This window comes from Sinorhizobium numidicum (assembly GCF_029892045.1).
Taxonomy (GTDB): Bacteria; Pseudomonadota; Alphaproteobacteria; order Rhizobiales; family Rhizobiaceae; genus Sinorhizobium; species Sinorhizobium numidicum.
Genome location: NZ_CP120367.1, coordinates 1,259,558 through 1,286,209, shown reverse-complemented (window position 1 = coordinate 1,286,209; position 26,652 = coordinate 1,259,558). Strand labels below are relative to the sequence as shown.

Below are 26,652 nucleotides of genomic sequence, written 5' to 3'. Positions count from 1 at the left end.
AAAACAGCAATGCCCGCCGCTCTCCTCCCCCGGCGGGCATTGCTTCGGCGGGCATTGCTTCAGCGTTTCACACAGTTCCGAATGCGCACGCACGCTGCTATGCGTCCAAGCGTCTTCCGTTTTGTGCCTCTGCTGATCACGGCGAGGTAAGCGATTGCACCTGGATCAGATGCATTCTCAAAGTCGGGTAAGTGGCCTCGGCGAAGGCCTTTAGCGCGCCGGCTTGTCCATGTTCCGCATAATACCCGAAGAGTTCGACGGCGGTCTCATGCGCGGTCACTTGCGATGAAAGGTAGGCCGGATCGAACTCGCCGCCTTTAAGCGCATTCAGTGCGGTTAGTTTCTCTTCGCCCGCTTTGTCGAGGGTATTGGCCAACTCGACGCCTTCCTTGCGCGCAGCTTCAGCTAGATCCTTTCCGGCCCTGGAGTGATCCGTCTTCATCCGGTCGGCGAATTCCAGGACCTGTTCCGCCTTGCCACGCTGCCGCGCCAGGTCAGCGGCCTTTAGCTCGAAGAGATTTGACATGGCTGCCTGCCGTGCGAACTCTTGGGGTTCGACTGGCGTCATCGATTGCTGTGCCAAGGCGGGTTGCCAAAGATCGAGGGAGATAACTGCAACGGCAAGACTGAAATTGGCAGATTTCATGATCGCACCTCCGGACGGCGCCTAACCAGCGGTGCCGGCTATAGTTCCGGGAGCGCGGGCGAAACGCCCTGGATGTCTTTTCGGTATGGAAATTCGAGCCACCTCTCGCTCTGCGGGAAGCGGACGACTACGTTCTTCACACAATTGGGCTCGCTCATTTTAGCAACATCTAATCCTTGACTGTGGCCCGCATTGTGCGAGCTTCTAATCGGGAGGAGCTTAATGTTTGAACGGCTCTCGGCGAAGGCAGGAAATCAGAAGGATGGAAACATCACTCGAGCACAGGACAAAGCGTCGTGTGATGCAGAGATACGGAGTGATCACCCCTGGCGTCCCAAGATCGGCTCTGCAGGTACTTCCTCTCCTTTGATGGGAGGTTCTTATGTATGGCAAAAAGGATTGGCAAGCTCAGGAAGGTCATGGTTCTTCCGCTTTTCCGGTTGGTGTCTTGCTCCTGGCGGTATGCGGCATCGTCGCGTACTTGGTCGTGGAGGGCAGCGTCCTGAAGGACGATAGGACCTACACCAAGGTCTATACGCCGCTTCCGCACAATACGATCGCACCGCTTTAATCTCGCGCAGAAAGCACCGCCGAGCGCCTGCAGGCGACAGGTATCGGCCCAACGCTCGAGCGACCAACGTACGTGCTCGATGGCTGCTCCGCCGACGCAGGTGACTTGTGTAGAAAGCAGAGCAAAAAAAGCCCCTCCGAGCGCTCGTGGAGGGGCAAATTTGCAAGTGTGCGGGCCCCTAAGATATCGCGCGAAATGCGATTACTCCAGCGGCAACCATTGTTCGTGCGCTCTCGGACACAGCCGGTTTTGAGATGGGCCACGTTAAGACGGCCGCTGCCTTCCTAATTCAGAGGAATGCCGAGTAACTCGGCGCCGCCCCGTGAAATTTGATCCGTCAGATGAGCGTCACCACGCGCACGCTTCCTCTTCGCTCAAGCACATCGATCATGACCCGAGACCCGGAGCGGTATGCCGCAACGTCAACGGAACCCAAGCCGATCCCCAGATTCTTGATCTCGAGCTCGTCGAGGAAGTCAGGCAAAAAGGGTGTGTCGAACGTAATCTGCATCGACTTTGTCTGGAATTCTATTCCGAGGCAGGACTGGATCAGAGAGACAGGCGCCGCCGCTGCCCATGCCTGGGGAATGCACGCCACCGGATAGAAGGTCGGGCCTTGGGCACGCTGGCGCGGGAATCCGCAAAAGAGCTCAGGCAGACGGCGCAGATCGATGTAGGTCGACGCTGCAAACAATCCCTCGAAAATACGGGCGGCTTCTTGACGATACCCGTACCGCGCCATGCCAAGCGCGATCAGTGCGTTGTCGTGAGGCCACACCGAGCCGTTATGATAACTCATTGGATTATAACGGCTTTCTGTGGTGGGCACCGTGCGTATTCCCCAGCCCGAATAGGACGAGCCGCCCATGAGTGTTTTTATGACGGTGCCGGCACGCTCGGGGAAGGCCAGTCCGGTGAGAAGAGCGTGGCCGGCGTTGGAGGAGCGGACGCGGCAAGGCTTCTTGTCACGGTCCAGCGCCAGAACGTAGGACCCAAGCTCTTCATCGAAGAAAACCTGATCGAAGCGGTATCGCAAGTCGTCCGTGCGCTGCGTGAACTCCAGCGCCCGGTCCTCCTGACCGAGGACCCGCAGCATCAGTGCTGCCGCTTCCCAGGCACCGTATACATATGCTTGAACCTCCGCGATCGCGATCGGGCCTTTGGCGAGGGTGCCGTCGGCATGGAAGACGGAATCGTGACTGTCTTTCCAGCCTTGATTGATAAGGCCGTCCTCGGTCCGGCGCCCGTATTCCAGAAAACCATCGCCGTCGCGGTCGCCATGATCATCGATCCACTTCAGCGCGGCCTCGATGTTGGGCCAAATCTTCCGGATTGTTGCGAGGTCGCCCGTGCGCTGCAAGTACTTGCCGGCGAGCATCACGAAAAGCGGTGTCGAGTCGACGCTGCCATAGTACCGGCGGAAGGGCACTTCGCGCAATTCGGCCATTTCGCCGAAGCGGACCTCGTGCAGGATCTTGCCTGGCTCGGCGTCGGAAAGGGGATCGAAATCCTTGGCCTGATTGGCGGCCAGATGCGCCAGCACGCCACGTGCGATCTCCGCATCAAGCCACAAGGTTTCGAGCGCCGTAATCAGGGCGTCGCGACCAAACGCCGTGCTGAACCAGGGTATGCCGGCGTAGGGATAGGGGCCTTCATTCGTGTCGGTGATGAGCATATAGAGATCCGATATGCTGCGCCGCGCGACTTCGTTGAAAACTTCGTTCGAAGTCATGATCGATGCTGCACGGCCCGAGGATGCGCGCAAGGCACGGCGCGCATCCCTCAGCGCGAAGAAGAAAGACCTATGACCAATCGGGACCACGGGCTCTCGCTGGCAATTGATCTCGAAGAAAAGCGATCGACTTTCGCCCGGTGCCAACACGATCTCGTATACAGCCGACGTGTCCGTCAAGCGCGAGGGCACTGGATCGAAACCAATGCGTGTCGTCCGCTCCAGCGCATCAAGGCCGGTATAACGAAGACGAACTTCATGTCGTGTCGTTTCGGCCGGATGCAACTGGCCCCGGTGCTTTCGGACCTTCCCGCGAACCTCGAACAAATCCGCAAAATCGGCCGCAAAGGCAATGCTGATTTCTACGCGTTGCGGCTTTTCGTGGAAGCTGCGCACCAGAAGGCGCTCGTAGCAACTGCCGTTCCAAAGAAAGCGCGATCGCCGAAGATGAATCGAGTCATGTGGCAGTATGAGCGCGCCGTTTGCGTTCAGGATGTCGGGATTCGTCAGATCGCAGGTTAAGGTGGCGTTATCATCCCTGAGCGTCGAGGACAGGAGCATTGGCCGAGCGGAGTTGATCGTCACCGAAAGATGCGAGAGGTGGCGTGTATCGCGGTGAAACAGCCCCTCGGGGCTGCCCGGTCCCGAATAGGCATCGCCATTGTGATCGAAGACAGCGAATGTGTCGCCATGCTTCAAGGTATTGGGCCGCCGTTCCTGAAGAGAGTTGGCTGCCGGAATGAAATATTCAGGTGCGCCGGAGACCGGAGCGTCGGCGATCGCAGAAGACATGAGCAGACATCCTTTATGCGACGTGAAGATCGATTCTTTCTCCGACCGCCCTGCGGGCAGCGGCCGCTTGCGTGCGAACTCCAGGCAGGTCCCGATAGATTTCCAGGTAATCCCGCATCATGCGTTCGGCGGTGAAACGCCGTTCGAAAGCTTCTCGGACCTTCCGTCTGTCGAGCTTGAGGGCCCATTCAAGCTTCTCGACAGCTTCTGTCATCGTATCGACCAAGACTCCCGAGACACCGTCCTCGATAACCTCGGGCGCTGAACCACACCGAAAAGCAAGCACCGGCGTGCCACATGCCATCGCTTCAATCATCACGAGGCCGAATGGTTCGGGCCAGTCGATTGGAAAGAGCAGCGCGGCTGCGTCGCCAAGGAAGTCGGCTTTCTCGCGCTCATCTATCTCGCCTATGAATTCGACGTTCGGATGGCTCGCCACCATGGGTTCGATCACGGTTTCCCAGTAGGCCTTATCCGCTGCGTCGACTTTCGCCGCGATCTTCAGCGGCATGCCCACCTGACTGGCGATCTCGATGGCGCGGTCGGGTCTTTTCTCCGGTGAAACGCGCCCAAGGAACGCGAGATAACCGCGAATGGGCTCCGCACGGAATGCCAGCACGTTTTTATCCAATCCGTGGTAGACCGTCCCTCTCCAATTGACTGGTGGCATCGGCCGGCGTTGGTCATTCGAAATCGAGACGACGGGCACATCGGGGAAGATGCGATAGAAGGGCTGAAGGTCAGGCAGATCGAGGCGACCGTGAAGCGTCGTGACGGTGCGGTCGGCGAAGTCGCGTATCAGGGGGAAATGGATCAGATCGATGTGGAAATGCAGGACATCGAACTCGTGTGCGCGGCGGCGGACTTCTTCCAGCATGATAATCTGATGAGGGATATGATCGCTTACCGTCGCGTTGAGCCTCAGCGCAATGCTGGAACAGGGCACCAGTTTGGCCTTCGTGACCGAGTCGCCGCTGGCAAATAGGGTTACATCATGACCTTGCCGGACCAACTCCTCGGTGAGATAGGAAACAATCCGTTCAGTTCCTCCGTAAAGCTTGGGTGGAACACTCTCTGCAAGTGGCGCTATCTGAGCGATCTTCATCGATAAAACCTCCTCCGATGAGCCAAGCATTGACGGACCAATAGGCTTCCGCCCCGTCGGCAAGCACGAGTTCAGTTACAAAAAGTCGAGAGCGGTTTGCTGGTCCTCCTGTCGTTAACTGCCATTCGAAAGCATCTGAAACAATCTTCAGATGGCCCCCTATGGGTGCGGCATGTAGCGGCTGTCGTGAACGTCGTAACAGGCCCTTCGTTGCATACCCCGTTTCAGGAAATGGCCTTCGTGCAAGTCCGAAGCAAAAAAGCGAGGAGCGCCCGCTTTTCCCCTTGCGATAGGGAAGGAGAACGAAGCACCTCTTTTGGGTGATCGAAGAACAGCACTTGTCTCAGCAGCTCATGATTAACCGCGGCTGCGAAATCCCGCCTGTTGTTTCCGTCCGTTCTCATACCCGACTCCAACCGGTTGAAAGCTCCACCAATCGTCATCAGTTCTGACTGCACCATTGATTTAGGACGGGTGTCATAGCATGCAAGATCTAATCGGCCGATGCGGGCAGCTCACCGCAAGCAGGGGTATTGAACGCGAATTCGCGCAAATCATCTATTTTTGGCGCCGTGTTGCGCACGCTTTGGTCAAGCTTCATCCGTCGAGGTTGTCATGAACTTGGTTCACAGCAAAGGGCGGTCCGCTTAGATAAGCGCGCGTTCTGTTGGCGGGAGTGGCCGGTCCTTAAAAGGTTTGGCCAGTGCTCGCAAAGTGGCCTCATTTCGTACGCCTGCCTGATAAATCGCGATCAATCTGGCCGCCATGGTCTCCGCCTGAACGCTCCCAGCAGGTATTCTGCTCTCTTCCAACATTTGCTTGAACACCTTGCGCAGAAAGGCAAGTTCGTCAGGAAGGATCGGTTCGGATGCGCATTTCGCCGATGGATGCACAAACAATCCTCCCGCTCTGAAATAGAATGATGACCTCCCAGTCACCGCGCCCCGTTTGTCAGCCAGGACGGCGACATTGTACGCCATCGTGTTCACCGGGCGAGTCTTATGGTGCGGAATGCTGCCCTTGGTACCAAACCGGACAAAGCGGCCGGTGGCCGATGCCGCCGTCAGCGGTCAGACCCGTTTGTCGGCCCAAGCATCACAAATCCTCTGCCGTCCATTCTGCCCCGCGGCCGGGAGTGAGGGTTATAAGTTGGTGGCTGCCCCGCCGTTCGGTTTTGGCGTAGAATACTCAACGAGAGTGCTATTCCGCACGTAGGTGACGAGCTTCACTTCGGAACCAATCCTATGCGTGGGGAAAAGAGACCGAAATGTTCGATCCTCGCGAGAAAATCGCGCTTTTCATTGACGGTGCTAATCTCTACGCCGCATCGAAGAGCCTCGGTTTCGACATCGACTACCGCAAGCTGCTCAATGCGTTTCAAAAACGCGGCTATCTGCTGAGGGCCTACTACTATACGGCACTGATCGAAGATCAGGAATTTTCCTCGATCCGCCCGCTGATCGATTGGCTCGACTATAACGGCTACCAAGTCGTCACCAAGCCAGCGAGGGAATTCACCGACTCGCTCGGGCGACGCAAGATCAAGGGCAACATGGATATCGAATTGGCAATCGACGCCATGGAACAGTCCGAGACCGTCGATCATTTGGTGATCTTTTCAGGCGACGGCAACTTCACGACGCTCGTCGGAGCGCTGCAGCGCAAGGGCCGCAAGGTATCGGTGGTCTCGACCATGTCGACGCAGCCGCCGATGATTGCCGACGACCTGCGCCGCCAGGCCGATCACTTCATCGATCTGGTCGCGCTTCGCGGCGAAATAAGCCGGGAACACTCCGAACGTGCGGCAAACGGGACCGAACCCAGGCCGCAAGACGTCGACACGTGAGGGCGACGCCAAGCTGCCGCGCAGACTATTGACACCGAATCCCCCCGAAATCGCCCTTACGGCATGACAAAGGGCCTTGGTCCTATCCCTGCTTGCTACCACCGAGCGATGCGGAGCGCGCCAAGGGCGCCGATAAGCGCCAGAATTGCGATGGCGATCGTATACCAGGCTGCCAGGAACAACGGTGAATCGTCCGTGCAATGGGCGGCATAGAAGGTGGCCGCGATACCGCCGGCCGTAAGCCCCGCCACTGCGCCGGCAAGCGCCGGGCGAGAAGGGGCGCCGTGACGCAGCGCGAGCAACAGGAGCAACAGCGGGCCGATCCCGAGCAGCGGAATGAACGTGAGGCAGACGACGCTGTTCGTCCCGATAAGGCGCGCCGGCCACGTGCCGGCAGGCAGTACGGCAAGCTCGATCGCGACGCCTGCCACTACCAATGCTGGCGCGATGGCGAGATACGACGGCAATCGGCCTGTTGCGGTTTCCGGACGCGACAACACGCGGAGGAGGCCAAAAGCGCTTGCAGCAAGGGCGATTGTCACTACGAACTTGAACAGGAAACGGAGCGTTTGCGCGGCGCTGGCGAAATCCGGCCGCGGACCGAGCAGAGCAAAGAAAGCGGCCGCGGCAATGGCCACGGCGATCACGGTCGCGGCCGACCAGGCGACGCTCATCGGCATGCCGGGGCGACGGGTGTCTGCTGCGAGCGCTTTTATGAGTTCGTGCGTCTGCATATCATTCCCGTCCAAATCGCTTTGCGATGGCAGCAAGGCCGCGGTGAAGGGCGACGCGAACCGCGGTCTCGTTCATGTCGAGGCTTCTTGCCGCCTCGGCTATCGTGCGCCCTTCGACCGATATGGCTGTGACGACCGAGCGCTGTCCCGGCGTGAGCGTTTCGAGCGCGCGGCCGATCTCCCAATCCCGAGCCGTTTCAGTATCCTGCACAGCGAGCCGGTCTTCCATCTCGCTGATGTCAACGCAGGCATGACGGCCCTGCCTCCGCCAAGCGTCGACAAGCTTGTGCCTCGCAACCGCGTAGAGCCATGGCATCACCGGACCGTCGCTCCGCCACGTGTGGCGCTTCAGATGGAGCGCCAGCAGCGTTTCTTGGACGACGTCTTCCGGATCCAGGCCGCCGAATGCAATCCTTCGCCGCGCCCAGGCGCGCACAAGGTTCGCGGCTTCGTTCAGGAAGTCGCCATAGGCCCGCTCATCGCCTTCGAGCGCTGCGCGTAAGAGGCGGGCGAGGTCCTGGTCGTCCACACCATCCAAGTGCGCCTTCCTCCCAATTCGCCAGTTTTCGCCGCTTGTTACAATCCGCTCCGCAATTCTTTTTGCCAGCGAGCATCATGGAAGAGCGGAAGCTTCCGCTTTCCGCTTCACCTGCAACGATGGATCACGTCTATTCCCGGCTCGAGTCAATCCAAAATCATCGTGATCTCGCACCGGCTGTGCTCACGAAAGCGTGTAACGGACAAATGTAACATATCTCCTGTTGGCGACGAACGAGGCTTTGTGTGCCGGGAACTCGGGCGCACAGACCATCAACATGGAGAGATATCATGTCTACGAAATCCACCATCAACGCGGCCTTCCTTGCGGGTGCCGTGGCGGCAGCGATGTCGTCGCTCGCGATGGCCGCGCCCCTGTCCGAAGCCGAGGTGAAGGCCGCGATGGACGCGGGCAAGGAGAAATGCTTCGGCGTCGCCCTCAAGGGACAGAACGACTGCGCGGCCGGTCCGGGCACGACTTGCCAGGCGACTTCGACGGTCGACTATCAGGGCAACGCCTGGAAATTCGTCGATGGCGGCACCTGCACGACGATGCAATTGCCGGGCGGCCGCAAGGGCTCGGCAGAACCGCTGACGCGCGACGTTCCCTCTTAAGCGACCCCTGAATCCAAGCCGGAAAGCGGAGGCAATGATGGCCAAACTGGCAAATCACGCGGATCGTGGCGCGTCGGGAGACTTGCGCTTTCCGGCGCACCGGATCGACGGGCTGGCGGGCACCAGCTTCAAACATCAGCATCTGCCGGCCATCCTGGCGGAGGAAGAGCCGGATGGCGGTTTCTTCGAGGTTCATGCGGAAAATTACATGGGGCCTGGCGGCCCTCCGCATGCCGCGCTCACGCGAATACGTCAGGATTATCCGGTCTCGCTTCATGGCGTCTGCATGTCGATCGGTGGCCCGCAGCCGCTGGACGAGACCCATCTCGGCCGCTTCGCGGGGCTGGTCGAACGATACGAGCCCGCGCTCGTCTCGGAGCACCTGGCCTGGTCGACGCACGGCACCACCTACTATAACGACCTGTTGCCGCTGCCCTATACGGACGCCACCGTTCGGCGCGTCGCCGAACACATCGACCAGGTTCAGGAAGCGATTCGGCGGCCGCTGCTGCTCGAAAACCCCTCCACCTACGTGATGTTCAAGGAATCGACGATGAGCGAGACCGCGTTCATTCGGGAGATCGTGAGACGCACTGGCTGCGGTCTTCTGCTCGACGTCAACAACGTCTTCGTGTCGGCGACGAATCATGGATTCTCCGCCCTCGACTATCTGGCGGACTATCCGCTCGAACATGTCGGCGAGATCCATTTGGCCGGGCATGCCGAGCAGGAGGACGACGAGGGCGATCGTCTTCTGATCGACAGCCACGACGGGCCGGTCGCCGACGCGGTCTGGAAACTCTTCGACCTCGTGATCGGCCGGTGCGGTCCGCTCCCAACGCTTGTCGAATGGGACAGCGCCATTCCCGAATGGCCGGTGCTGCAGGCGGAGGCGAGGGCGGCGCAGGCGATCCTTGATCGGCAGGCGGCCGGTTTCCAGCGGGAGAGGACGCATGCGCGCGGCTAAGGCACATTCACGCGAGTTTGCCGACGGGCTAGGCTACCCGGCCGGTTTCGCGCCGGCGCTGCTCGATCCCGGCGGCGCCACACCCGCGCTTGTCTCCGGTCCGAACGGCAAGGCTGCCGACAAGCGCTTCAATGTCTATCGCAACAATGTGATTGTCAGCCTGATCGACGCGCTTGCTGCCGCATTCCCCGCGACCCTGCGCATCACTGGAGAAACCTTCTTTCGCGCTATGGCCCGGTTTCATATCCGTGAAACGCCGCCGACGTCGCCGCTTCTCTTCGAATACGGCAGGGATTTTCCCGAATTCATCGAGTATTACGAGTATGCCCAATCCATGCCGTGGCTGGCGGATGTCGCGCGCATCGAGCGGGCCTGGCTCGATGCTTATCATGCGGCCGATGCGGCTGTCCTGCAGCCGGGTGCCCTGACATCGATTCCGCCGGAAAAGCTCGGCGACCTCGTCTTCGAGGCACATCCGGCAACCCGCATCGTCCGCTCAGCCTATCCGGCGGTGACGATCTTTTCAGCGAACCGGTCGAGCGATCCGGTCGGCCGGATCGATGCCACCGCGCCGGAGAGCGCGCTCGTTACGAGGCCGGCGCTCGAAGTCGAGATCCGCCGGCTTCCGCCAGGCGCCGACACTTTTCTCGGCCTTCTGCTGGCCGAAAAAACCCTCAGTCAGGCAGCGACAGCGGCCGGCGCCTGTTGTCCCGAATTCAACCTGACGGCTGGCCTTCTGGTACTCCTCGAGGCCGGTGCATTCGCAGCGATCCGCCATGGAGGATGAGACAGTGCTTCCGGTACGAAAATTCTTTGGCAGAACCGACAGGCTGGGAAGGGGAAACTGGCTCACTTGGATTGATGACCTCATTGCCGCCGCAGCGCCGCCAGTCCTTGCCCAGCTTGCCTTGCGCTTCGCCCTTGCCGTGCCTTTCTGGCGCTCGGGTATGAGCAAGTGGGATGGCTTTTTACAACTGAACGATGTCGCCATCCTCCTTTTCACATCCGAGTTCCGACTGCATCTCCCAGGTGGGCCTTATCCCTTCCCGGCCCCAGCAGTGGTGGCGTTCGCGGTCGCTTCGGCAGAAATTCTGTTGCCGATCTTCCTCGTATTGGGGCTGGCGACGCGCCTTGCAGCGCTCGGCCTTCTCGCCATGACGATCGTCGTACAGCTCACGGTGCCTGACGGCTGGCCGGTTCATCTGACCTGGGCGGCAATGGCGCTTGCCATCGTCACTTGGGGGGCGGGAAGGTTGTCGCTAGACGGGTGGCTCACCTCAGGGACCAGAGGCTCTTGAATTCATCCATTCTGTTCAGGTCCATGGGGTTTGGGCAAGACAACACCCGTTGGCAGCAATTCAAAGTGCGACAGCGATCTTTGTGCGTCTGAAAAGACGCACGGCGCTGTAGAGGAGGGCGACCGCGGCTTCCTTACCGACGGCAAATAGGATGGATCGCCGCGCGATTTCGCTTTACTGCATCAGCCGCTCCCGCTCCCGCTCATAATAGCGTTCAAGCGAGGGGAGTGCCGCCTTGAGTTCGTCGAACATGCCGTCGTCGACCGCGATGGCGCCGCGATACTTTGCGGTGACATAAGCGCGGTGGCGCTTGAGCTCTGGCTCGGAGGCGCCGTCGGCCACCGTGAAGATCGGCGAAACCTCGCTTCGCCCCTTGACGGTGATCCGATCGAGTTCGGCGATCGGAAATTTCGCGGCCGCCAAGGCTGCCGTTCGTTCGCCGAGGAGCAGGGAAATGGCGTATTCCTTCGACGCTCCCTCCAGACGGGAGGCGAGGTTGACCGCGTCGCCGAGCGCCGAATAGTCGAAGCGCCGGGCCGAGCCCATATTGCCGACGATGCATTCGCCGGTGTTGATGCCGATGCCGATCCGTAGCGTCTTCGGCGAGCGTCCTGCCACCTTGGCCTCGGCTTCCAGTTCTGCGTTCAAGCGGTCAAGCGCGGCGAGCATATCCTGCGCCGCCTGCACCGCATGGACGGCATGATCGGGATCGTCGAGCGGGGCATTCCAGAAGGCCATCAAGCAGTCGCCGATATATTTATCGATCGTGCCGCCTCGGTTGAGCACCGCCTCCGACAACGGCGTCAGCAGCCGGTTGATAAGCGCCGTCAGCCCCTCCGGGTCGTGCTTCATGTCTTCCGAAATCGTCGTAAAGCCGCGAACGTCGCAGAAGAGGATCGTCAGCGTGCGCCGCTCGCCGCCGAGCTTCAACTGCGACGGATCCTGCGCGAGCCGCTCAACGAGCGCCGGCGAGAGATATTGCGAGAAGGCGCGGGTGATCTCACGGCGCCGGCGGCGCTCCTCGGCATAGTCGAACCCGGCCTGTCCGACCGCAACGCCGAGGAAGGCTAGCGCCGGGCCGAGCGGCGAAACGTATAGATGACCGAGACGCATCAGTCCGTAGCTTGCAAGGAAGATGAGAATCAGGGCGCCGGCGCCGTAGCCGAGCGTTCTCCAACTCGTCGATTTCAAGACGACAAGAGCCGCCGCCAGGCTGGCGAGAAGTGTGGCTGGTATGAAGATGGCCGTCCCCGCCCTCTTGATAAAAAGCCCGTGCACGAGATTGTCATAGATGGTCGCCTGGATCTCGGCGCCGGCGACGAGGCCGCGCGAAAAGATGGTGTCGGAAGTGGCGAAGGCGTCGGCGCCGCCATCGGCGATCGACGGCGCATTCTGCAAGCTGAGGCCCACGATGACGACGCGATCGCGGAAGGTGCCTTCCGGCAGGAAGTTTTCCGGATCCAACGCCTGGTAATAGGAGACGGTCGGATAGGTGCGTGCCGGGCCGAAGGTCTGGATCAAAGCTCTCCTCGGCGACGGCACCGGCTCTGCTCCGGCGACGGTCGCGAACGTCAGGGCGAAACCGTCCGGATAGGGAGGGATCTGCCGTAAGATGCCGTCGCCGCTGAGATTGACGGAGGCGATGCCCACTTTTGCGCCCCTCTCGGTGAAGAGGGGGAGCGGTTCGGTGCGGACGAACTGGTCGGCCTGCGGCGTTTCGATATGCGTCTGGTCGCCGGCAAGGACCACATCCGGCCCGAGAACCGCGGCCAGTGCCATATCGTTTTCCGGAGCAGCAGCCGGCTCGGCGAAGATGACGTCGAGCGCGATCGCCCGCGCCCCAGCCTTTCTCAGCGCCTCGATCAGCCGGGCATGCAGGGCGCGCGGCCAGGGCCACTGGCTGCCGATCTCGGCCATCGACGGTTCATCGATCGCGACGATAACAGGGCCACCCTCGGGCAGCGCGGGTCGGCCGATGATCGAGAGGTAGTCGTAGGCGCGCAGGTCGGCGAGCGACCAGCTGCCGGTCAACGAGACAAGCGAGACGAGGGTAGCGACGAAGACGGTCAGGGCCGCAAGCTTTGCTCGCCGTGGCGAGAGGCGAATGCGATCGACTGCTGCGGCTGCGCGTTGACGGGCGAGCGCTGGATGGGGACCGTTCATCAGAACCGCACTTTGACCGTGCCCTTGGCGGTCGGTCCCCAGCCGGGAAGACCGCTACGAACCTCGAATTCTTCATCGAGCAGGTTGTAGCCGGCCAGTTCGACTTCGAACCGTTTGTCGAAGGGCTCCCATTGGAGCGCGGCGTCGAGCGTCCAGAAGTCGTCGAGCGTGGCAGTGCTGTCCGTTCGTTCGCCAACGTAGTTTGCAGCCACCGTCGTCTTGACGTTTGCAGTGCTCACCCAGGTCAAAGCCACCTGGCCCGAATTCTCCGGCAAGAAAGGAAGGTCGCCGCTGCTGCCTGTCGAAAGGTTCTCGCTTTCGATGCGGGCCACGGTCGCCGAGAGACCGAGCCCGTGGCCGAGCGCCAGGTTGGCGGTCAATGCGACGCGGTCGACCCTGGCCTTGTCGAAATTCAAGGCCTCTACTAAAAATGGAATATCGATCGAGCCGTCGCGTATTTCCTGATGCTGGTAGTCGACTGCCGTGAAGAGCCAGTCGCTCCATTCGGTGTCCCATCGCAGTGCCAGCGTGTCGGCGTAACCTTCCTCACCGATCAGAAGCTGATTGGGCTGCAGCCCGACGATCCCGACCGGTGCGAGCGTGGCAGTGCCGAAGTTGTAGCCTTCGCGCTGGATGGCGGCTCGCAGCCAATGGCCTTCGGCCGGTGCCCAGGCGACACCAAGTTTCGGCTCGAGCCGGATACTATTGTTGTCGACGTCCTCGATGTAGCGGGCAAATAGTGCGCCTTCGACCTTGAGGTCAGGCGTAATCTCGTAAAGGCCATCGACGTAGGCCTTCGCCACCGCCTGCGTAGAGGACTGAAAGACGGTCGCTATTTCCGGAGGATCGGGCGGTTCGAGGAACCTGAACTGCGTCCTTGTATCCGAACGGATCTTGCCGGCCTCAGCGCCATAACGCCATGTCAGATCTCCGTCGCCGTATGTGTGGCTCAAGGCAGCGATGTAGCTGCGATCTTTCCTATCGACGTCTACGCTGCCTTCGCTCCCTTCGAAGCGCTGTGTTTCATTATCATCCGTGCGAAATTCATCGAAAAACAGAGCGGCGTTTCCGACATTGCGGTAACCGAATGTGTGGCTCCACGCGAGGCCTGAAAGTATGGTGGAAGCGTTGTCCCCTATTTCAACGTCCGGCGGGCTGGGCAGAAGTTCCTGGAAATCGTCGACATTCGAATAATTTGCGAAGGCGACGAAGCGGTCGTCAGGAGTCGGGTTGGCCGTGATGAAGCCATTGCCTCTGATAATCCGCAAATCTCGTTCTAGGCGCGCGCCTCCGGATTCGATCGTGTCCTTCGGCTCCTCCCATTGGAACGTGCTGAATAAGCTGATCGGGAACGGGGATGCCGAAAATCCGCGAACTCCCGCTTCTCCTACCCACCCGGTATGATCGTCATTGGCAATGATCCCACCGCCAAGCTCGGTTTCAACGAACGGCGATTGCACCAGATTGGCCGTACGCTCGCGGCTGGCGAGCATGTGCGGCTCGATCAGAAGCGCCTGGATGAGAGCAGAGTAGCTGGTTGAACTGAGCGTGTTGGTGATTGCGTTCGCGTCGAAATCGTAATTGTTGAAGAAGGGATCGACGCTGCCGCGCACCGCCTGGTCCACGTAGCTCGCGCCGGTGAAGGGATCGAACACAGCATCGCCGTAATACTGCCCCCAGGCGTCGAGGCCTTGCAGGCGGAACGCGTCGTTGAGCGTCGAGCCGGCCGTCTGATTGGCTCCGAGCGCAGCCGTGTCGCCGCCTTTTGCCCGATTGCGCCGCATGAACTCCTGAGCGTTGCGGATGGCCGCATCCGCATCATAGGCATCAATGGCGATTGCCGTGCGCAACTGCGAGACGACTGGGTCATTCGGATCTAGCCTGTCAGCGTTATCCAGCGCCTGGGCCGCCGCAACGCGGTCGCCGTTCTCATAGTGTGCCGCCGCAAGAAGCATCTGCGCGCCAGCATGACCTGGATTTGCCGTCGAGCCGGCGAGCAGGTCTTCGACGGCTTTTTCCAGGTCTCCATTCTGCATCTGATACTGGCCGCGTGCGACGAGCATCATGTCGAAGGACGAATCTATAGAGAGCGCCGCATCGATCTCGCGCTTTGCCTCGGCGAGCCGCGACTCGCCCAGGTACTGGATCGCGAGGTTCGCGTGAGGGAGCGGGTCCGCGGGATCGAGCTCTATCGCCTTCTTGAAAGCCTTCTCGGCAGCACGGTTGTCGCCACGGTCGCCCTGGACGATGCCGATCGAGTTCCAGAGGGTCGGAGAGCCCGGCGAGGTCTTCAAGGCCCGTTCGAGATCGCCGAGCGCGCCTTCCTTATCGTTGTCGATGTTGAAGCGGTAAATGGCGCGCGCTTCGAGCGCGTTCGGATCATCGGGATCGATCGCCAGCGCCTTTTCGGTGCCGTCGCGCACTTCATTGCGATCATCAAGCAGCATTGCAAAGTGAGCGCGGAAGGCGGGCAGGCTCGGATCGTCTGGATGTTGCCGTTCTGCTTTCCTGATCGTTTCGATAGCCGTTCGGATATCGGTTCGGAAGCCCGCGGTCCAGGCTTCAGCAATCGCGCCGTAGGCACCTGCCGGCTGACGAGGTGGGTTCAAGACCCGTTCAGGGTTGGCGAGCGCACGGGCAAAATATCCGCCATAGACGGAGACGGAACGACGTCTTGCGTCCAGCCCCTTCTCGGCGCGGGCGAAGAGCTCTGCGGCATCGGCATAGCGGCTCTCGGAGCCAGCGAATAGTGCTTCGATGAGGGTTGCGCGTGCCTTTTGTGACCGGTCCAAATCCCTCCGCCGCGCCTGCTGAAGAGCGGCCCGTGCCTTTTGCCTGCCGTCGAGCGGCAGGTAGACTTCTGCTAGCGTCAGCCAATCCTCCGCCGAACGCGAGGCCTCCGCTCGAGCTTCGATCCGCTCCCGCTCGCGCCGCATGTCGGGTAATTTGAGCGGCGACGGCGGCATCCACACGAACGCGTCCCGCAGCGACAGATGGAACAGCATCTGCTCGCGGTCTTTCGGCGTTACGATGATAATCTTGGTGGGCGCGCTGCCGATTGCGGCCACGGCACCTTCGCCCTGGTTCACCGTCACGCTGCCATAGGTATTCTTAAGCTCGACCACGCCTTCGAGGACGGTCAGCGAGGTCTTGCCGTCGGCGCCGACGGTCATTGTCCAGTCGGTGCCTCGGATGGCGGCCGCTGCGGCCGACGTGTCGATCACCAGGCCCTCACCGCCGCGCTCGGCGCGGGCCCAGATCGACCCCGATTGAAGTTCGAGGTTCGTGTCGCCTCCGCCGATCTGTTTGACCCGCAAGGCGGTGTTCCGCCCGAGGCGGATCTGCGTATGGTCCCTGAAGAGCACCGCGAGCGCGCCGGTGGCGTTGGTTCGCAGGATATCGCCGGGGAGCAGATCCTGGGCGAGGTTGACGATGCGCCAATTCGAGACTTCGACGAATCGTACCTCTTCGCCGGATTTGCGTGCGATGACTGCGCCGGCAGCGGGAGCCGGACGCGGAAGTGGTTCGGCAAGCGTGGGCCACGGCGCAAGGAGCGCCATTACGCTGAGCAATGCCCCCGTGAGTCTTCTCCGCATCTCGCGATATGCCCCGTCGTTGCAGTGAATCCAGTGGATTTCCGGGGGTGAAAAGTCAAGTGCCCAGTTTTGGGCGGATGTTATTGTCCCGCCGGTGTAGTAATGAGGCGAGGAGAGGCATGGGGGAAACGCATGGACGCTGGGGCAAACCTTTACACACTGGATCCGCCAAGTGAAGGGAAGGGGCAGGGCGCCCCGTCGACCGCTTATTACGAACACATCCGCAAGATCAACGACGTGTTCTATGATCAGATCAAGATGTCCGATCAGAAGGCAGCCTATATCTTCACTTTCATGTTTGCCTTTCTTGTTAGCTCGGAAGAAGGCAGGAGCGTATTTACCTGGAGTCGCTATACTGAAGGCGAAATGCTCCCGGTGATACTATCCGCCGCCTTGGCGCTCGCCTCGATGTTCTCGCTCGTGTGTGCAATCCTGGTGGTCCTGCCGCGAAAGAGCGCCACGTCGACGACGCTCTTCTGGGGTGCTTGGTCCGTTCACCGCGATTCCTTCTCGAAGGCGGCGGACCATGGGGACGTGTCCTATCTGTTCCGGCAATATTTCGAGAATGCGGATGCCCTCTCGGCAATCGCATGCAGCAAGTACCATTTCGTCAATCTCGCGTTCCGCGGCTTGCTTGTGACGGTGCTCGCCTTTGTCGGTCTCCTGGCGGTGACCTGACGGCGGCAAGTTTACCGGAGCGTAGAAAGAGGGCAGAGCGGTCTTCGGCATGCGCGCCCTGAGCTCGTCAAACCGAGTCGCGCACCCGCTCCCAGGCATTCATCAAATGCCTTCCCAGCACCTCGGAAAGCTTAGCCTTGTCGCCCGCCTCCAGAGCCGCGATCATCTCTTCGTGTTCCGCGACTGCCGCAGCCCATTTTTCCGAGCCTTCATGGCCGATGAAGCGGATGCGCTTCAGGCGGGTCTGGAGCACGTTATGCATGTCGGCGAGGGCAGCATTGCCGGAGAGCTGGGCGATCGCCGTGTGGATCTGCTGGTTGAGCTTGTAATATTGCAGACGGTCGCCGGCCCTGTAGCGGTTGACCATCTCGTCGTGCAGCGCCCGCACCTCCGCTATTCCCGCGTCGCTTGCGGCTTCGCAGGCGAGTCGTCCCGCCAGTTCTTCGAGCGTCTGCAAGACGGTCAACATATCGTGCACGTCCTTGGCGCTGAACCGTTTGACGACGGCTCCGCGGCTGGGAACGAGCTCGACCAGGCCCTCACTCGCGAGATATTTGATTGCCTCGCGCAGCGGCGTCCGTGACACGCCGAGCTGTTCGCCGAGCTGGCCTTCATGCAGGCGCGTGCCCGGCGGCAGGTCGCCCTCGATGATCATGTCGCGCAGATGAGTGACCAGCGTGTCGTGCAGCGCCGTGCGCCGGATCGGCCCCGGGCCGCCTTCGGGCCGCCGCTCCAATGAGGTGATTTCGTTCATTTTTTCTCGTTCTGCCTCCACCGGCACGCCGGCGATTGGTCCCGAGCGCGGCCGATTGAATCAGCGGCGCCTTATTCAAGCATGGAGACTGCATCTCACGCCGTCAACAGAAAATGCTGCATACAGAATGCAAAACACTTGATACAGCATTCTGAATAACGTATCACGGCGTCCGAGGCATGAAGCGGAGGACATCTCGTATGACGACCAATGATGCGACCGGAACGAAGGGAACGCGTCCTGTCATCGCGCTCGCCATGGGTGATCCGGCGGGGATCAGTCCGGAGCTGACGGCGGGGCTGCTCGCGCTTCCCGACATTCGCGAGGCGGCGCACATCATCGCCATCGGCGATCGCCGTATTCTCGATGAGGGCGCTAAGGTTGCCGGCGTGACGCTCGATCTGGAGGCGTCATCACTCGATGCGCTCGACGGCGTCGGAACGTCTCGCCATGTCTTCATCGACCTCGCTCATCTCGACCCGGCCGACGTCGCGCGCGGCGAAGCGACACTTGCCGGCGGCACCTTTGCGACCCGCAATTTTCGCACCGCGCTGGAACTGGCGCATGTCGGCAATGCCGACGCCGTCTGCTTCACGCCCTTCAACAAGCAGGCGATGCGCTTTGCCTATCCGGGCTATGACGACGAGATCCGCTTCGTCGCCGACGTCCTTTCCTTCACCGGCAAGGTTCGCGAGTTCAACGTGCTCGAAAAGGTCTGGAATGCGCGCGTCACCTCGCACATTCCGCTGGCGGAAGTGGCGTCCAGTCTCTCGATGGAAGGCATCCTGGCCGAACTCGAGCTGACGCGGGCCTGCCTCAAAAATGCCGGCTATGACGAGGCGAAGATCGCGGTTGCGGGTCTCAATCCGCATGCCGGCGATGGCGGCAGCTTCGGCATGGAGGAGATCGAGATCATCGAGCCGGCCGTCGAAAGGGCCAAGGCGCTCGGCTTCAACGTCGAGGGGCCGTTTCCGGCCGACACGGTCTTCATCCGGGCGCTGAAGGAAGGCTTCAATGCCGTCCTGACCATGTATCACGACCAGGGCCAGATCGCCATGAAGCTGATGGGCTTCGACAAGGGCGTGACGATGATGGGCGGTTTGCCGTTTCCGCTCTGCACGCCCGCGCACGGCACCGCCTATGACATTGCCGGCAAGGGCATCGCCGATGTCGGCGCCAGCCGCGAGGCGATCCTGCTTGCGGCCCGCATGGCGAAGAAAACAGCAGCGCTTTCCGCGGCTGCCTGAATTCGCACGTTTTCAAGCAATACCGGCGTCACGGGAGGTCTTGCGCCGGATCCAACTCAACGGGAGGACTAGACATGAAGAAATCCGTCTCCATCGCATGCATTATGGCCGCCGCTTTCGGCGTTGCCGCCCCGGCTTCGGCCTTCGAGCCGGACCGTCCGGTTGAGTTCGTCGTCACCGCCGGTCCCGGCGGCGGCACCGATATCTTCGCCCGCACCATTCAGGCGATCATCGGCAAGTACGAGCTGATGAAGGCACCAGTCGTCGTCACCAACAAGGGCAGCGCCGGCGGGGCGGAAGGCTTCGTCTACACCGCCGGTTATAAGGGCGACGCCTACAAGCTCGCATTCGGCACCAACAACGCCTACCTGCTGCCGGTACGCGCCAAGGTTCCCTACAAGGCTGACGACCTGACGCCCGTTGCGGCACTTGCGTCCGACGAGTTCATTCTCTGGGTGAGCGGCAAGGCCGATTACGCGACGGCCGCCGATTTCGCCGTCAAGGCGAAGGAAGGCGGACTGAAGATCGGCGGCAGCCAGTCCAAGGATGTCGACCAAATCCTGACGTCGATGATCAACGACGCGACCGGCGCGCAAATCGGCTACATCCCGTTCAAGAGCGGCGGCGAAGCAGCGGTCCAGCTCGCCGGCGAACACATCGATGCCAATGTGAACAATCCAAGCGAAAATCTCGGCCAGTGGCAGGCAGGCATGGTCAAGCCGCTTTGCGTCTTCAAGAGCGTAAAGCTTTCGAGCGAGACCAAGGTCGCCGGCGACAAGGGCTGGAGCGACATTCCGACCTGCAAGGAGTCGGGTATTTCCATCGATAGTTATTCCATGCCCCGAACCGTCTGGCTGCCGGCTGGCGTTGACCAGGATGTCGTCGAATTCTACGCGAATGTTCTGCGCAAGGTCTCCGAAACACCGGAATGGGCGAAGTACCTCGCCGACACCTCGCAATCCCCATCCTATCTCAGCGGCGACGAATTCAAGTCGGCGATCGAAATGGATGGTGCAGCGGTCAGCGACGTGCTGAAGCGGGAAGGCTGGCTTGCCAACTAAAGCCGTTTTTGTAGAACGGGCGCCCTAACGGACGGAGAAGCAGATGCGGGCAGAATACCGCGCCATCCTTTCTCCCACGCATTCGGCGCCCGTCACTCGATCTGAAAGGTCACGACCATGACTGAGCGCAGTGCGAATGGGCTCACCCGCTTCGCGGTCGAGCTTGGCGTTGCCGTTCTGACCGGCGCTTTCGGCGCCGCGGTCTGTTACGGCTCGCTCGAAATCGGCGCGGGCTGGACCGACATGGGTCCGGATGCGGGTTATTTCCCATTCTACATCGGTCTGCTCATCATCTTCGGCAGCGTCGTTAACCTGGTTCAGGCGTTCCGCAAGCATCGCGGAACGGGTGAGATCTTTCTCGACGGCGCCCGCGCCAAGGTGGTTGCCTCCTTCCTGCTGCCGCTCGTGGCCTTTGCCGCGGTTTCCGCCTGGCTCGGGCTCTATGTCGGGACGGCGCTTTATATCGCTGCCACGATGCTCTTTCAGGGTCGTTACAAGTGGTGGATCGCCCTGCCGGCGGGCCTCGGCGTTTCGCTCTTTTTCTTCATCGTTTTCGAGATCGGCTTCCAGGTTCCGCTGCTGAAGGGACCGGTCGAGGCCTGGTTCGGGATCTACTGACCCGTCCGGATGCACCGCTTGCGGGAGGAATGACATTGGAAAATATCGGTCTGCTGATCGATGGCTTCGGCCACATCCTCAGCTGGAGCCACATCCTGCTGATGATGGTGGGGGTGACGCTTGGCATCCTTGTCGGCGTGCTGCCAGGCCTCGGCGCGCCTAACGGCGTATCGCTTCTGCTGCCGCTCACCTTCTCCATGGATCCGATCTCGGCGATCATCCTCTTGTCCTGCATGTATTGGGGCGCACTGTTCGGCGGTTCGACGACGTCGATCCTGTTCAACATTCCGGGCGAACCCTCGTCGGTCGCGACCACCTTCGACGGCTATCCGATGGCGAAGGCCGGACAGGCGAGCCGGGCGTTGACGCTTGCCTTCGTCTCCGCAGGGCTGGGAGCGCTCGCCGGCGTCATCATGATCACGCTGCTTTCGGGCTGGGTCGCGAACTTCGCACTGCGGTTCTCCTCGCCCGAATATTTCGCCGTCTATTTCCTGGCGTTTGCGAGCTTCATCTCGATGGGCGCGCAATCACCCTTCAAGACGCTTGTTTCGATGATGCTCGGTTTCGCGCTCGCCTCGATCGGCATGGACACGATTTCCGGGAACCTGCGCCTTACCTTCGACATTCCCGAGCTCATCAAGGGCGTCAGCTTTCTGATCGCCGTCATGGGCCTCTTCGGCATCGGCGAGTTGCTGTTGACGACGGAAGAAGGACTGCGTTTCGAGGGCATCAAGGCGCGCGTCAAGCTTGCCGAGATTGGCCGGACGCTGATCGAGATTCCGCGCTACTGGCTGACGATCGCCCGTTCGACCATCATTGGCATCTGGATGGGGATCACGCCTGCCGGACCGACCGCGGCTTCCTTCATGAGCTATGGCGTCGCCCGGCGTTCCGCTCGCGACAAGTCGTTGTTCGGCAAGGGCGATCCGCGCGGCGTCGTGGCGCCCGAGACCGCCGACCATTCGGCCGGCACCTCCGCGCTCCTGCCGATGCTGGCACTTGGCGTGCCCGGGTCGGCGACCGCGGCGGTGATGATGGGCGGCCTGATGATCTGGGGGCTGACGCCAGGCCCGATGCTCTTTACCGATCGCCCGGATTTCGTCTGGGGCCTGATCGCCTCGATGTATCTCGGCAACATTGTCGCCGTCTTCCTGGTGATTGCGACTGTGCCGCTCTATGCCTCGATCCTGCGCGTGCCGTTCTCGATCATCGGGCCGATCATTGTGGCGGTGATCTTCTCAGGCGCTTATCAGGTTGCCAATTCGGTCTCCGATATTCTTCTCGTCATCGGCTTCGGCCTGCTTGGCTATATCTTCAAGAAGCTCGACTATCCGCTTGCACCGCTGGTTCTTGCCATGGTGCTCGGCGACAAGGCGGAAGACGCTTTCCGTCAATCGATGCTGATGTCCGGTGGCAGCCTGAACATCTTCTGGTCGAACGGGCTCGTTTCCGCGCTCATGGCGGTCGGTCTTGTGCTGCTGCTCTCACCCCTCGTCTTTTGGCTGATCGGCACGCTGCGCGGGCGCAAGCCGGAGGTCACAACGCCTCATAAAGACGGCAGCGCGGCGGCCTGACCGGCCGCCGCCGACAACCTTCCAATCTTCAAGGAGTTTTGCCATGGCCCCACGCAAATGGAACCGTGACAACTGGCCGATTGCGGCCGCAATGGTCCAGTATCCGAATACCCTGCCGAACGGGCGCTCCGTCCAGGACCAGTCAGTGGAAGAATGGGCGGCAACGCTCGACGATGTGGTGGACGCCGGGTTCACCGAACTCGATCCGACGGACAGCTGGATACGGCTTGCCGATCTGTCTCATGATCGTCTCGAAGCATTCGTCGCGTTGACACGCTCCCTCGGGCTCGCGATCCCGGCTATCTCGACCTCAAGGCGCAGCCTCATCGATCCTGAACATGGTGAGACATATCTTGCCTATGGACACCGGGTCATCGAGACAGCCGCCGCAGTAGGCGCAGGTTCGGTATCTTTCGGCTTCTTCGGTCCGTTAACGGAGACGCAGAAGAAAGTGCTCTGGTTCTGGACCGTCGATGGCGAGAAGAACCCAGACGATGCTGCGACCTGGCAGAAGGCGGTCTCCCGCGTTCGTGAACTCGGCCGGCATGCGGAAGATCTGGGCATCGAGGTCGCGCTCGAGATGTACGAGGATACCTATCTCGGCACGGCCGGCAGCTCCGTCCGCTTCGTCAACGAAGTGGGCCTTGCCAATGTCGGCATCAACGCCGACCTCGGCAATCTCATCCGCCTGCACCGGCCGGTCGAACACTGGCAGGAAATGATGGCGAAGGTTGCGCCTTTCGCGAAATACTGGCACGTCAAGAATTACAACCGCACGGAGGATGCGGCATCGGGCCTAATCGTTACCCACCCGGCTCCGCTCGAATTCGGCGTCATCAACTACCGTGCGGCAATCCGCATGGCCCTGGCGCACGGATTTGAGAGCCCCTTCCTCTGCGAGCACTACGGCGGTGACGGTCTTTCCATCAGCGCCGCGAACCGCGATTATCTGAGACGCATTCTGCCTCGCGAACAGGGACTTTGAAGCGATGACGACCATCTTTGACGCTCCGGAAGACTTCGCCACCACCGCTCTCGCCGGTTTCTATGCCATCCACGCGCGTAACGCCCGCCTCGTGAAGGGTGGCGTCGTGCGCTCGACCAAGGTGCCCAGGGGCAAGGTCGCCGTGGTTATCGGCGGCGGTTCCGGCCATTATCCCGCGTTTGCCGGCTATGTCGGGCCGGGACTTGCGGATGCGGCAGTTGCCGGCGATGTCTTCGCCTCGCCCTCGACGGCGGCGGTTGCCCGCGTTTGCCGCCACGCGGATCAGGGTGGCGGCGTGCTGCTCGGCTTCGGCAACTATGCCGGCGACGTGCTGAACTTCGGTCTTGCAGCCGAGCGCCTCCGTGGCGAGGGCATCGACGTGCGCGTGCTGCCGGTGGCGGACGATGTCGCAAGCGCTCCGGTCGAAACGCCCGACAGGCGCCGCGGTATTGCCGGTGACCTCGTGGTCTTCAAGATCGCCGGGGCGGCGGCCGAGGCCGGCAAGTCGCTCGATGAGGTGGAGCGGTTGGCGCGCCTTGCTAACGAGCGGACGGTTTCGTTCGGCGTCGCCTTTGGGGGTTGCACGCTGCCGGGTGCGGCCGGGCCGCTTTTCACCGTTCCGAAGGGCCAGATGGCGCTTGGTCTCGGCATTCATGGCGAGCCGGGTATCAGCGAAGAGAAGATCGCGACGGCAGGCGAGCTCGCGAAGCTCCTCACCGGCAAGCTGCTGGCGGAACGGCTGGCCGGCACCAGCAAAGTCGCGGCGGTGCTGAACGGTCTCGGCTCGACAAAGTACGAAGAACTCTTCGTGCTTTGGACCAAGGTCGCGAAGGAATTGGCAGAGGCAGGTCTTGAAGTTGTCGATCCTGAGTGCGGCGAGTTCGTCACCAGTCTCGATATGCAGGGCTGCTCTCTATCGCTTCTTTGGCTCGATGAAGAGCTGGAAGCGCTCTGGCGCGCGCCCTGCGATGCACCGGTGCTTCGCAAGGGTATGATCATTGCCGCTGAACCGGCGACCGAGGAAATCATCGAAGCCGAGGGCCGGCAGTCCTTCAGCCCGGCATCTTCGGCTTCGCGAGACAGCGGCCAATGCATTGCCCGGCTGATCGGCAGGATCGCCGATGCACTCAAGGATGCAGAAGAGGAACTCGGTCGCATCGATGCGATCGCCGGCGACGGCGATCATGGCCAGGGCATGCGCCGCGGTTCGGCAGCAGCGTTCGATGCGGCGAACGCGGCGGTTGCCGCAGGCGCGGGGGCGGCAAGCGTATTGGCGGCAGCGGGCGACGCCTGGGCGGACCGCGCCGGCGGCACTTCGGGCGCGATCTGGGGTCTTGCGCTCCGCTCCTGGAGCAATGCCTTCAGCGACGACGAGAGGGCGAGCGATGCGGCGATCATCAAGGGTGCGCGTCTGGCACTTGATGGGGTTACACGTCTCGGCCGGGCCCGTATCGGTGACAAGACGCTCGTCGACGCGCTGGTACCGTTCGTCGAGACTCTTGAGGAGCAGGCAGCTTCCGGCAAGCCGCTCAGCGAAGCATGGAACCTCGCGGCGAAAGCGGCGAAGGAAGCAGCCGATGCCACGTCGAGCCTGACGCCCAAGCTCGGCCGCGCGCGGCCGCTCGCCGAAAGGAGCATCGGTCATCCGGACGCGGGGGCGATCTCACTGGCACTGACGGCCCGAGTTGCCGCCGAATTCCTGAAGGAAGCCGACGCCTGAGGGGCCGAGTAGTCGGCCTGACGCTCGTAGCGGGATTCCTCATAGAAAGGGCGCGGACCTCCCACCGCGCCTTTTCGCCTTTCAGGCTCCATCAGCCGTGCCGCATCAGGAACTCCTCGGCGCTCAGGTGCCGAAAGTCATCAAGCGCATGGCGCAGCTTATTGTGGTCCCAGTCCCACCAGGCGAGGCGATCCATGCCTTTGCCCACCTCGGCCGTGAAGCGCTCGCGGATGAGCTTGGCTGGCACCCCGCCGACAATCGTGTAGGGCGCAACGTCCCTGGAGACGACGGCGCCGGCGCCGATCACTGCGCCATTGCCCACGCTAACGCCGGGCAGGATCGTCGCGCCATGACCGATCCAGACGTCATGGCCGATCTTCACGCGGTTCTGCCGGCGCCAGGCGAAGAGATCGTGATCGGGTTCGGCATCCTCCCAATACATCGGCGCGCGATAGGTGAAATGGTGCAGTGTCGCGCGCCAAGTCGGATGGTTGGTGGCATTGATGCGAACGGCGGCGGCGATGTTCACGAACTTGCCGATCGTGGCGCACCAGATCGAGCCGTCCTGCATAACGTAGGAATAGTCACCGAACTCGACCTCGTCGAGCCGAGAGCGTTCGTGGACCTCCGTGTAGCGGCCGAGCGTCGAGTTCGTGACGCTGGCGGTCGGATGAATGACGGCTTCCAGCCCAAGTTTCTGGCTCATGCGGCGTGCTTCCTCGGCGAGAACTCCGAAACGTCGATGATGCGATCGGCGACCGCATCACGGATTTCCTCGTCGTGGAAAATCCCGACCAGCGCCGTTCCGGCGGCTTTCTTCGCGGCAATCATCTCGACGACGACGGCACGGTTCTTCGCGTCAAGGGACGCGGTCGGCTCGTCGAGGAGCAGGATTCTATGGTCAGTGATGAAGCCGCGGGCGATGTTGACGCGCTGCTGCTCGCCGCCAGAGAAGGTGGCGGGCGGCAGGGACCATAGTTCTTTCGGGAGGTTCAGCTTTGAAAGCAGCTCGGCCGCTCGTCCGCGCGCCTCCGCTGCAGCCACGCCGCGGGCCTGAAGCGGCTCGGCGACGATATCGAGCGCGGAAACGCGCGGCACGACGCGCAGGAACTGGCTGACATAGCCGAGCGTGGTGCGACGTACCTCCAGCACCATGCGCGGCTCGGCATCCGCAAGGTTCACGAGGCGGCCGTGATGCTCCATCAGGATCTGGCCTTCATCGACGCCGTAATTGCCGTATAGCATTTTCAGGATCGAGCTCTTGCCGACACCGGAGGGGCCGCCGAGCACCACGCATTCGCCAGCTTTCACCGAGAAGGAGACATTGGCGACGACAGGCAGGCGGACACTGTCGCGCAAATGCATGGTGAAGCTCTTGGCGACTTCTGAAACGACAAGGGGAGTAGCCATTGG

At 61.4% G+C, this 26,652-nt stretch carries 24 protein-coding genes; 13 read left to right on the top strand and 11 right to left on the bottom strand.

All coding sequences use genetic code 11. The annotated features are described in order from the left end of the window. Positions 1 to 136: 136 nt before the first annotated feature. Positions 137 to 646: a DUF4142 domain-containing protein gene (locus tag PYH37_RS06115; protein WP_280730559.1), complete on the bottom strand. Its 510-nt coding sequence runs from the start codon at positions 644 to 646 to the stop codon at positions 137 to 139. Positions 647 to 1,028: 382 nt separating this feature from the next. Here PYH37_RS06115 and PYH37_RS06110 point away from each other — a divergent pair, with 382 nt between their 5' ends. Continuing rightward, positions 1,029 to 1,217: a hypothetical protein gene (locus tag PYH37_RS06110; protein WP_280730558.1), complete on the top strand. Its 189-nt coding sequence runs from the start codon at positions 1,029 to 1,031 to the stop codon at positions 1,215 to 1,217. Positions 1,218 to 1,554: 337 nt separating this feature from the next. Here the strand turns inward: PYH37_RS06110 and PYH37_RS06105 are convergent, their stop codons facing one another. From PYH37_RS06105 to PYH37_RS06095, 3 genes are all read right to left on the bottom strand, one after another. Further along, a complete protein-coding gene (locus PYH37_RS06105; RefSeq protein WP_280730557.1) occupies positions 1,555 to 3,741 on the bottom strand; it encodes an amylo-alpha-1,6-glucosidase in 2,187 nt (728 codons plus the stop codon). A gap of 13 nt (positions 3,742 to 3,754) precedes the next feature. Then, positions 3,755 to 4,846 (bottom strand): glycosyltransferase family 4 protein, encoded by a 1,092-nt coding sequence (locus tag PYH37_RS06100; protein ID WP_280730556.1) that lies wholly within the window; start codon positions 4,844 to 4,846, stop codon positions 3,755 to 3,757. A 647-nt stretch (positions 4,847 to 5,493) separates the two neighbouring features. Further along, the gene (locus tag PYH37_RS06095) at positions 5,494 to 5,826 is read right to left on the bottom strand and encodes a hypothetical protein (RefSeq protein WP_280730555.1); all 333 of its coding nucleotides are present in this window, start codon (positions 5,824 to 5,826) and stop codon (positions 5,494 to 5,496) included. Between the two features lie 287 nt (positions 5,827 to 6,113). On the opposite strand from PYH37_RS06095, the gene PYH37_RS06090 reads away from it, so the two are divergent. Next, the gene (locus tag PYH37_RS06090) at positions 6,114 to 6,692 is read left to right on the top strand and encodes a LabA-like NYN domain-containing protein (protein WP_280730554.1); all 579 of its coding nucleotides are present in this window, start codon (positions 6,114 to 6,116) and stop codon (positions 6,690 to 6,692) included. Positions 6,693 to 6,787: 95 nt separating this feature from the next. Here the strand turns inward: PYH37_RS06090 and PYH37_RS06085 are convergent, their stop codons facing one another. Both PYH37_RS06085 and PYH37_RS06080 read right to left on the bottom strand, forming a co-directional pair. Further along, positions 6,788 to 7,426, bottom strand: a complete 639-nt coding sequence (locus PYH37_RS06085; RefSeq protein WP_280730553.1) for an NrsF family protein — start codon at positions 7,424 to 7,426, stop codon at positions 6,788 to 6,790. 1 nt (position 7,427) lies between these two features. After that, complete coding sequence (locus PYH37_RS06080) at positions 7,428 to 7,964, bottom strand: sigma-70 family RNA polymerase sigma factor (RefSeq protein ID WP_280730552.1); 537 nt, start codon at positions 7,962 to 7,964, stop codon at positions 7,428 to 7,430. A 290-nt stretch (positions 7,965 to 8,254) separates the two neighbouring features. Between PYH37_RS06080 and PYH37_RS06075 the strand changes: the two genes are divergently transcribed. Genes PYH37_RS06075 through PYH37_RS06060 form a run of 4 tightly spaced genes read left to right on the top strand, consistent with a single transcriptional unit; the run spans position 8,255 to position 10,843 of the window. Beyond that, the gene (locus PYH37_RS06075) at positions 8,255 to 8,578 is read left to right on the top strand and encodes a BufA1 family periplasmic bufferin-type metallophore (RefSeq protein ID WP_280730551.1); all 324 of its coding nucleotides are present in this window, start codon (positions 8,255 to 8,257) and stop codon (positions 8,576 to 8,578) included. Positions 8,579 to 8,615: 37 nt separating this feature from the next. Beyond that, entirely contained in the window at positions 8,616 to 9,545 is a 930-nt protein-coding gene (bufB, locus tag PYH37_RS06070; RefSeq protein ID WP_280732419.1) for an MNIO family bufferin maturase, read from the top strand. After that, entirely contained in the window at positions 9,532 to 10,332 is an 801-nt protein-coding gene (locus tag PYH37_RS06065) for an HvfC/BufC N-terminal domain-containing protein (protein ID WP_280730550.1), read from the top strand. Before bufB ends, PYH37_RS06065 begins: the two co-directional genes overlap by 14 nt. Then, entirely contained in the window at positions 10,322 to 10,843 is a 522-nt protein-coding gene (locus tag PYH37_RS06060; protein ID WP_280730549.1) for a DoxX family protein, read from the top strand. Before PYH37_RS06065 ends, PYH37_RS06060 begins: the two co-directional genes overlap by 11 nt. Before the next feature lie 174 nt (positions 10,844 to 11,017). On the opposite strand, the gene PYH37_RS06055 is transcribed toward PYH37_RS06060, so the two are convergent. Beyond that, complete coding sequence (locus PYH37_RS06055) at positions 11,018 to 13,006, bottom strand: CHASE2 domain-containing protein (protein WP_280730548.1); 1,989 nt, start codon at positions 13,004 to 13,006, stop codon at positions 11,018 to 11,020. Then, complete coding sequence (locus PYH37_RS06050) at positions 13,006 to 16,602, bottom strand: FecR domain-containing protein (RefSeq protein ID WP_280730547.1); 3,597 nt, start codon at positions 16,600 to 16,602, stop codon at positions 13,006 to 13,008. Before PYH37_RS06050 ends, PYH37_RS06055 begins: the two co-directional genes overlap by 1 nt. Positions 16,603 to 16,734: 132 nt before the next feature. Between PYH37_RS06050 and PYH37_RS06045 the strand changes: the two genes are divergently transcribed. Next, the gene (locus PYH37_RS06045; protein ID WP_280730546.1) at positions 16,735 to 17,280 is read left to right on the top strand and encodes a Pycsar system effector family protein; all 546 of its coding nucleotides are present in this window, start codon (positions 16,735 to 16,737) and stop codon (positions 17,278 to 17,280) included. A 67-nt stretch (positions 17,281 to 17,347) separates the two neighbouring features. Here the strand turns inward: PYH37_RS06045 and PYH37_RS06040 are convergent, their stop codons facing one another. After that, on the bottom strand, positions 17,348 to 18,034 hold the full coding sequence (locus PYH37_RS06040; protein WP_280730545.1) for a GntR family transcriptional regulator: 687 nt from the start codon (positions 18,032 to 18,034) through the stop codon (positions 17,348 to 17,350). A 200-nt stretch (positions 18,035 to 18,234) separates the two neighbouring features. On the opposite strand from PYH37_RS06040, the gene PYH37_RS06035 reads away from it, so the two are divergent. The 6 genes from PYH37_RS06035 (at position 18,235) to PYH37_RS06010 (ending at position 25,239) form a co-directional block, all read left to right on the top strand. Next, positions 18,235 to 19,281, top strand: coding sequence for a 4-hydroxythreonine-4-phosphate dehydrogenase PdxA (locus PYH37_RS06035; protein WP_280730544.1), 1,047 nt, complete (start codon positions 18,235 to 18,237; stop codon positions 19,279 to 19,281). A 74-nt stretch (positions 19,282 to 19,355) separates the two neighbouring features. Continuing rightward, the gene (locus PYH37_RS06030) at positions 19,356 to 20,342 is read left to right on the top strand and encodes a tripartite tricarboxylate transporter substrate binding protein (protein WP_280730543.1); all 987 of its coding nucleotides are present in this window, start codon (positions 19,356 to 19,358) and stop codon (positions 20,340 to 20,342) included. Between the two features lie 117 nt (positions 20,343 to 20,459). Beyond that, positions 20,460 to 20,960: a tripartite tricarboxylate transporter TctB family protein gene (locus PYH37_RS06025; RefSeq protein WP_280730542.1), complete on the top strand. Its 501-nt coding sequence runs from the start codon at positions 20,460 to 20,462 to the stop codon at positions 20,958 to 20,960. Between the two features lie 35 nt (positions 20,961 to 20,995). Continuing rightward, a complete protein-coding gene (locus tag PYH37_RS06020; RefSeq protein WP_280732418.1) occupies positions 20,996 to 22,534 on the top strand; it encodes a tripartite tricarboxylate transporter permease in 1,539 nt (512 codons plus the stop codon). Between the two features lie 43 nt (positions 22,535 to 22,577). Beyond that, entirely contained in the window at positions 22,578 to 23,519 is a 942-nt protein-coding gene (locus PYH37_RS06015; RefSeq protein ID WP_280730541.1) for a sugar phosphate isomerase/epimerase family protein, read from the top strand. 4 nt (positions 23,520 to 23,523) lie between these two features. Further along, complete coding sequence (locus PYH37_RS06010; RefSeq protein ID WP_280730540.1) at positions 23,524 to 25,239, top strand: dihydroxyacetone kinase family protein; 1,716 nt, start codon at positions 23,524 to 23,526, stop codon at positions 25,237 to 25,239. 91 nt (positions 25,240 to 25,330) lie between these two features. On the opposite strand, the gene PYH37_RS06005 is transcribed toward PYH37_RS06010, so the two are convergent. Then, positions 25,331 to 25,945, bottom strand: coding sequence for a DapH/DapD/GlmU-related protein (locus PYH37_RS06005; protein ID WP_280730539.1), 615 nt, complete (start codon positions 25,943 to 25,945; stop codon positions 25,331 to 25,333). Beyond that, positions 25,942 to 26,649, bottom strand: a complete 708-nt coding sequence (gene phnL / locus PYH37_RS06000) for a phosphonate C-P lyase system protein PhnL (protein ID WP_280730538.1) — start codon at positions 26,647 to 26,649, stop codon at positions 25,942 to 25,944. The genes PYH37_RS06005 and phnL overlap by 4 nt, the downstream gene beginning before the upstream one ends. Positions 26,650 to 26,652: the final 3 nt, after the last annotated feature.

What these genes read in the sequence shown, in the direction of transcription:
- PYH37_RS06115 (WP_280730559.1), bottom strand. Translation starts at nt 646, where the DNA reads ATGAAATCTGCCAATTTCAGTCTTGCCGTTGCAGTTATCTCCCTCGAT.
- PYH37_RS06110 (WP_280730558.1), top strand. Translation starts at nt 1,029, where the DNA reads ATGTATGGCAAAAAGGATTGGCAAGCTCAGGAAGGTCATGGTTCTTCC.
- PYH37_RS06105 (WP_280730557.1), bottom strand. Translation starts at nt 3,741, where the DNA reads ATGTCTTCTGCGATCGCCGACGCTCCGGTCTCCGGCGCACCTGAATAT.
- PYH37_RS06100 (WP_280730556.1), bottom strand. Translation starts at nt 4,846, where the DNA reads ATGAAGATCGCTCAGATAGCGCCACTTGCAGAGAGTGTTCCACCCAAG.
- PYH37_RS06095 (WP_280730555.1), bottom strand. Translation starts at nt 5,826, where the DNA reads ATGGCGTACAATGTCGCCGTCCTGGCTGACAAACGGGGCGCGGTGACT.
- PYH37_RS06090 (WP_280730554.1), top strand. Translation starts at nt 6,114, where the DNA reads ATGTTCGATCCTCGCGAGAAAATCGCGCTTTTCATTGACGGTGCTAAT.
- PYH37_RS06085 (WP_280730553.1), bottom strand. Translation starts at nt 7,426, where the DNA reads ATGCAGACGCACGAACTCATAAAAGCGCTCGCAGCAGACACCCGTCGC.
- PYH37_RS06075 (WP_280730551.1), top strand. Translation starts at nt 8,255, where the DNA reads ATGTCTACGAAATCCACCATCAACGCGGCCTTCCTTGCGGGTGCCGTG.
- bufB (WP_280732419.1), top strand. Translation starts at nt 8,616, where the DNA reads ATGGCCAAACTGGCAAATCACGCGGATCGTGGCGCGTCGGGAGACTTG.
- PYH37_RS06065 (WP_280730550.1), top strand. Translation starts at nt 9,532, where the DNA reads ATGCGCGCGGCTAAGGCACATTCACGCGAGTTTGCCGACGGGCTAGGC.
- PYH37_RS06060 (WP_280730549.1), top strand. Translation starts at nt 10,322, where the DNA reads ATGGAGGATGAGACAGTGCTTCCGGTACGAAAATTCTTTGGCAGAACC.
- PYH37_RS06055 (WP_280730548.1), bottom strand. Translation starts at nt 13,006, where the DNA reads ATGAACGGTCCCCATCCAGCGCTCGCCCGTCAACGCGCAGCCGCAGCA.
- PYH37_RS06050 (WP_280730547.1), bottom strand. Translation starts at nt 16,602, where the DNA reads ATGCGGAGAAGACTCACGGGGGCATTGCTCAGCGTAATGGCGCTCCTT.
- PYH37_RS06045 (WP_280730546.1), top strand. Translation starts at nt 16,735, where the DNA reads ATGGACGCTGGGGCAAACCTTTACACACTGGATCCGCCAAGTGAAGGG.
- PYH37_RS06040 (WP_280730545.1), bottom strand. Translation starts at nt 18,034, where the DNA reads ATGAACGAAATCACCTCATTGGAGCGGCGGCCCGAAGGCGGCCCGGGG.
- PYH37_RS06035 (WP_280730544.1), top strand. Translation starts at nt 18,235, where the DNA reads ATGACGACCAATGATGCGACCGGAACGAAGGGAACGCGTCCTGTCATC.
- PYH37_RS06030 (WP_280730543.1), top strand. Translation starts at nt 19,356, where the DNA reads ATGAAGAAATCCGTCTCCATCGCATGCATTATGGCCGCCGCTTTCGGC.
- PYH37_RS06025 (WP_280730542.1), top strand. Translation starts at nt 20,460, where the DNA reads ATGACTGAGCGCAGTGCGAATGGGCTCACCCGCTTCGCGGTCGAGCTT.
- PYH37_RS06015 (WP_280730541.1), top strand. Translation starts at nt 22,578, where the DNA reads ATGGCCCCACGCAAATGGAACCGTGACAACTGGCCGATTGCGGCCGCA.
- PYH37_RS06010 (WP_280730540.1), top strand. Translation starts at nt 23,524, where the DNA reads ATGACGACCATCTTTGACGCTCCGGAAGACTTCGCCACCACCGCTCTC.
- PYH37_RS06005 (WP_280730539.1), bottom strand. Translation starts at nt 25,945, where the DNA reads ATGAGCCAGAAACTTGGGCTGGAAGCCGTCATTCATCCGACCGCCAGC.
- phnL (WP_280730538.1), bottom strand. Translation starts at nt 26,649, where the DNA reads ATGGCTACTCCCCTTGTCGTTTCAGAAGTCGCCAAGAGCTTCACCATG.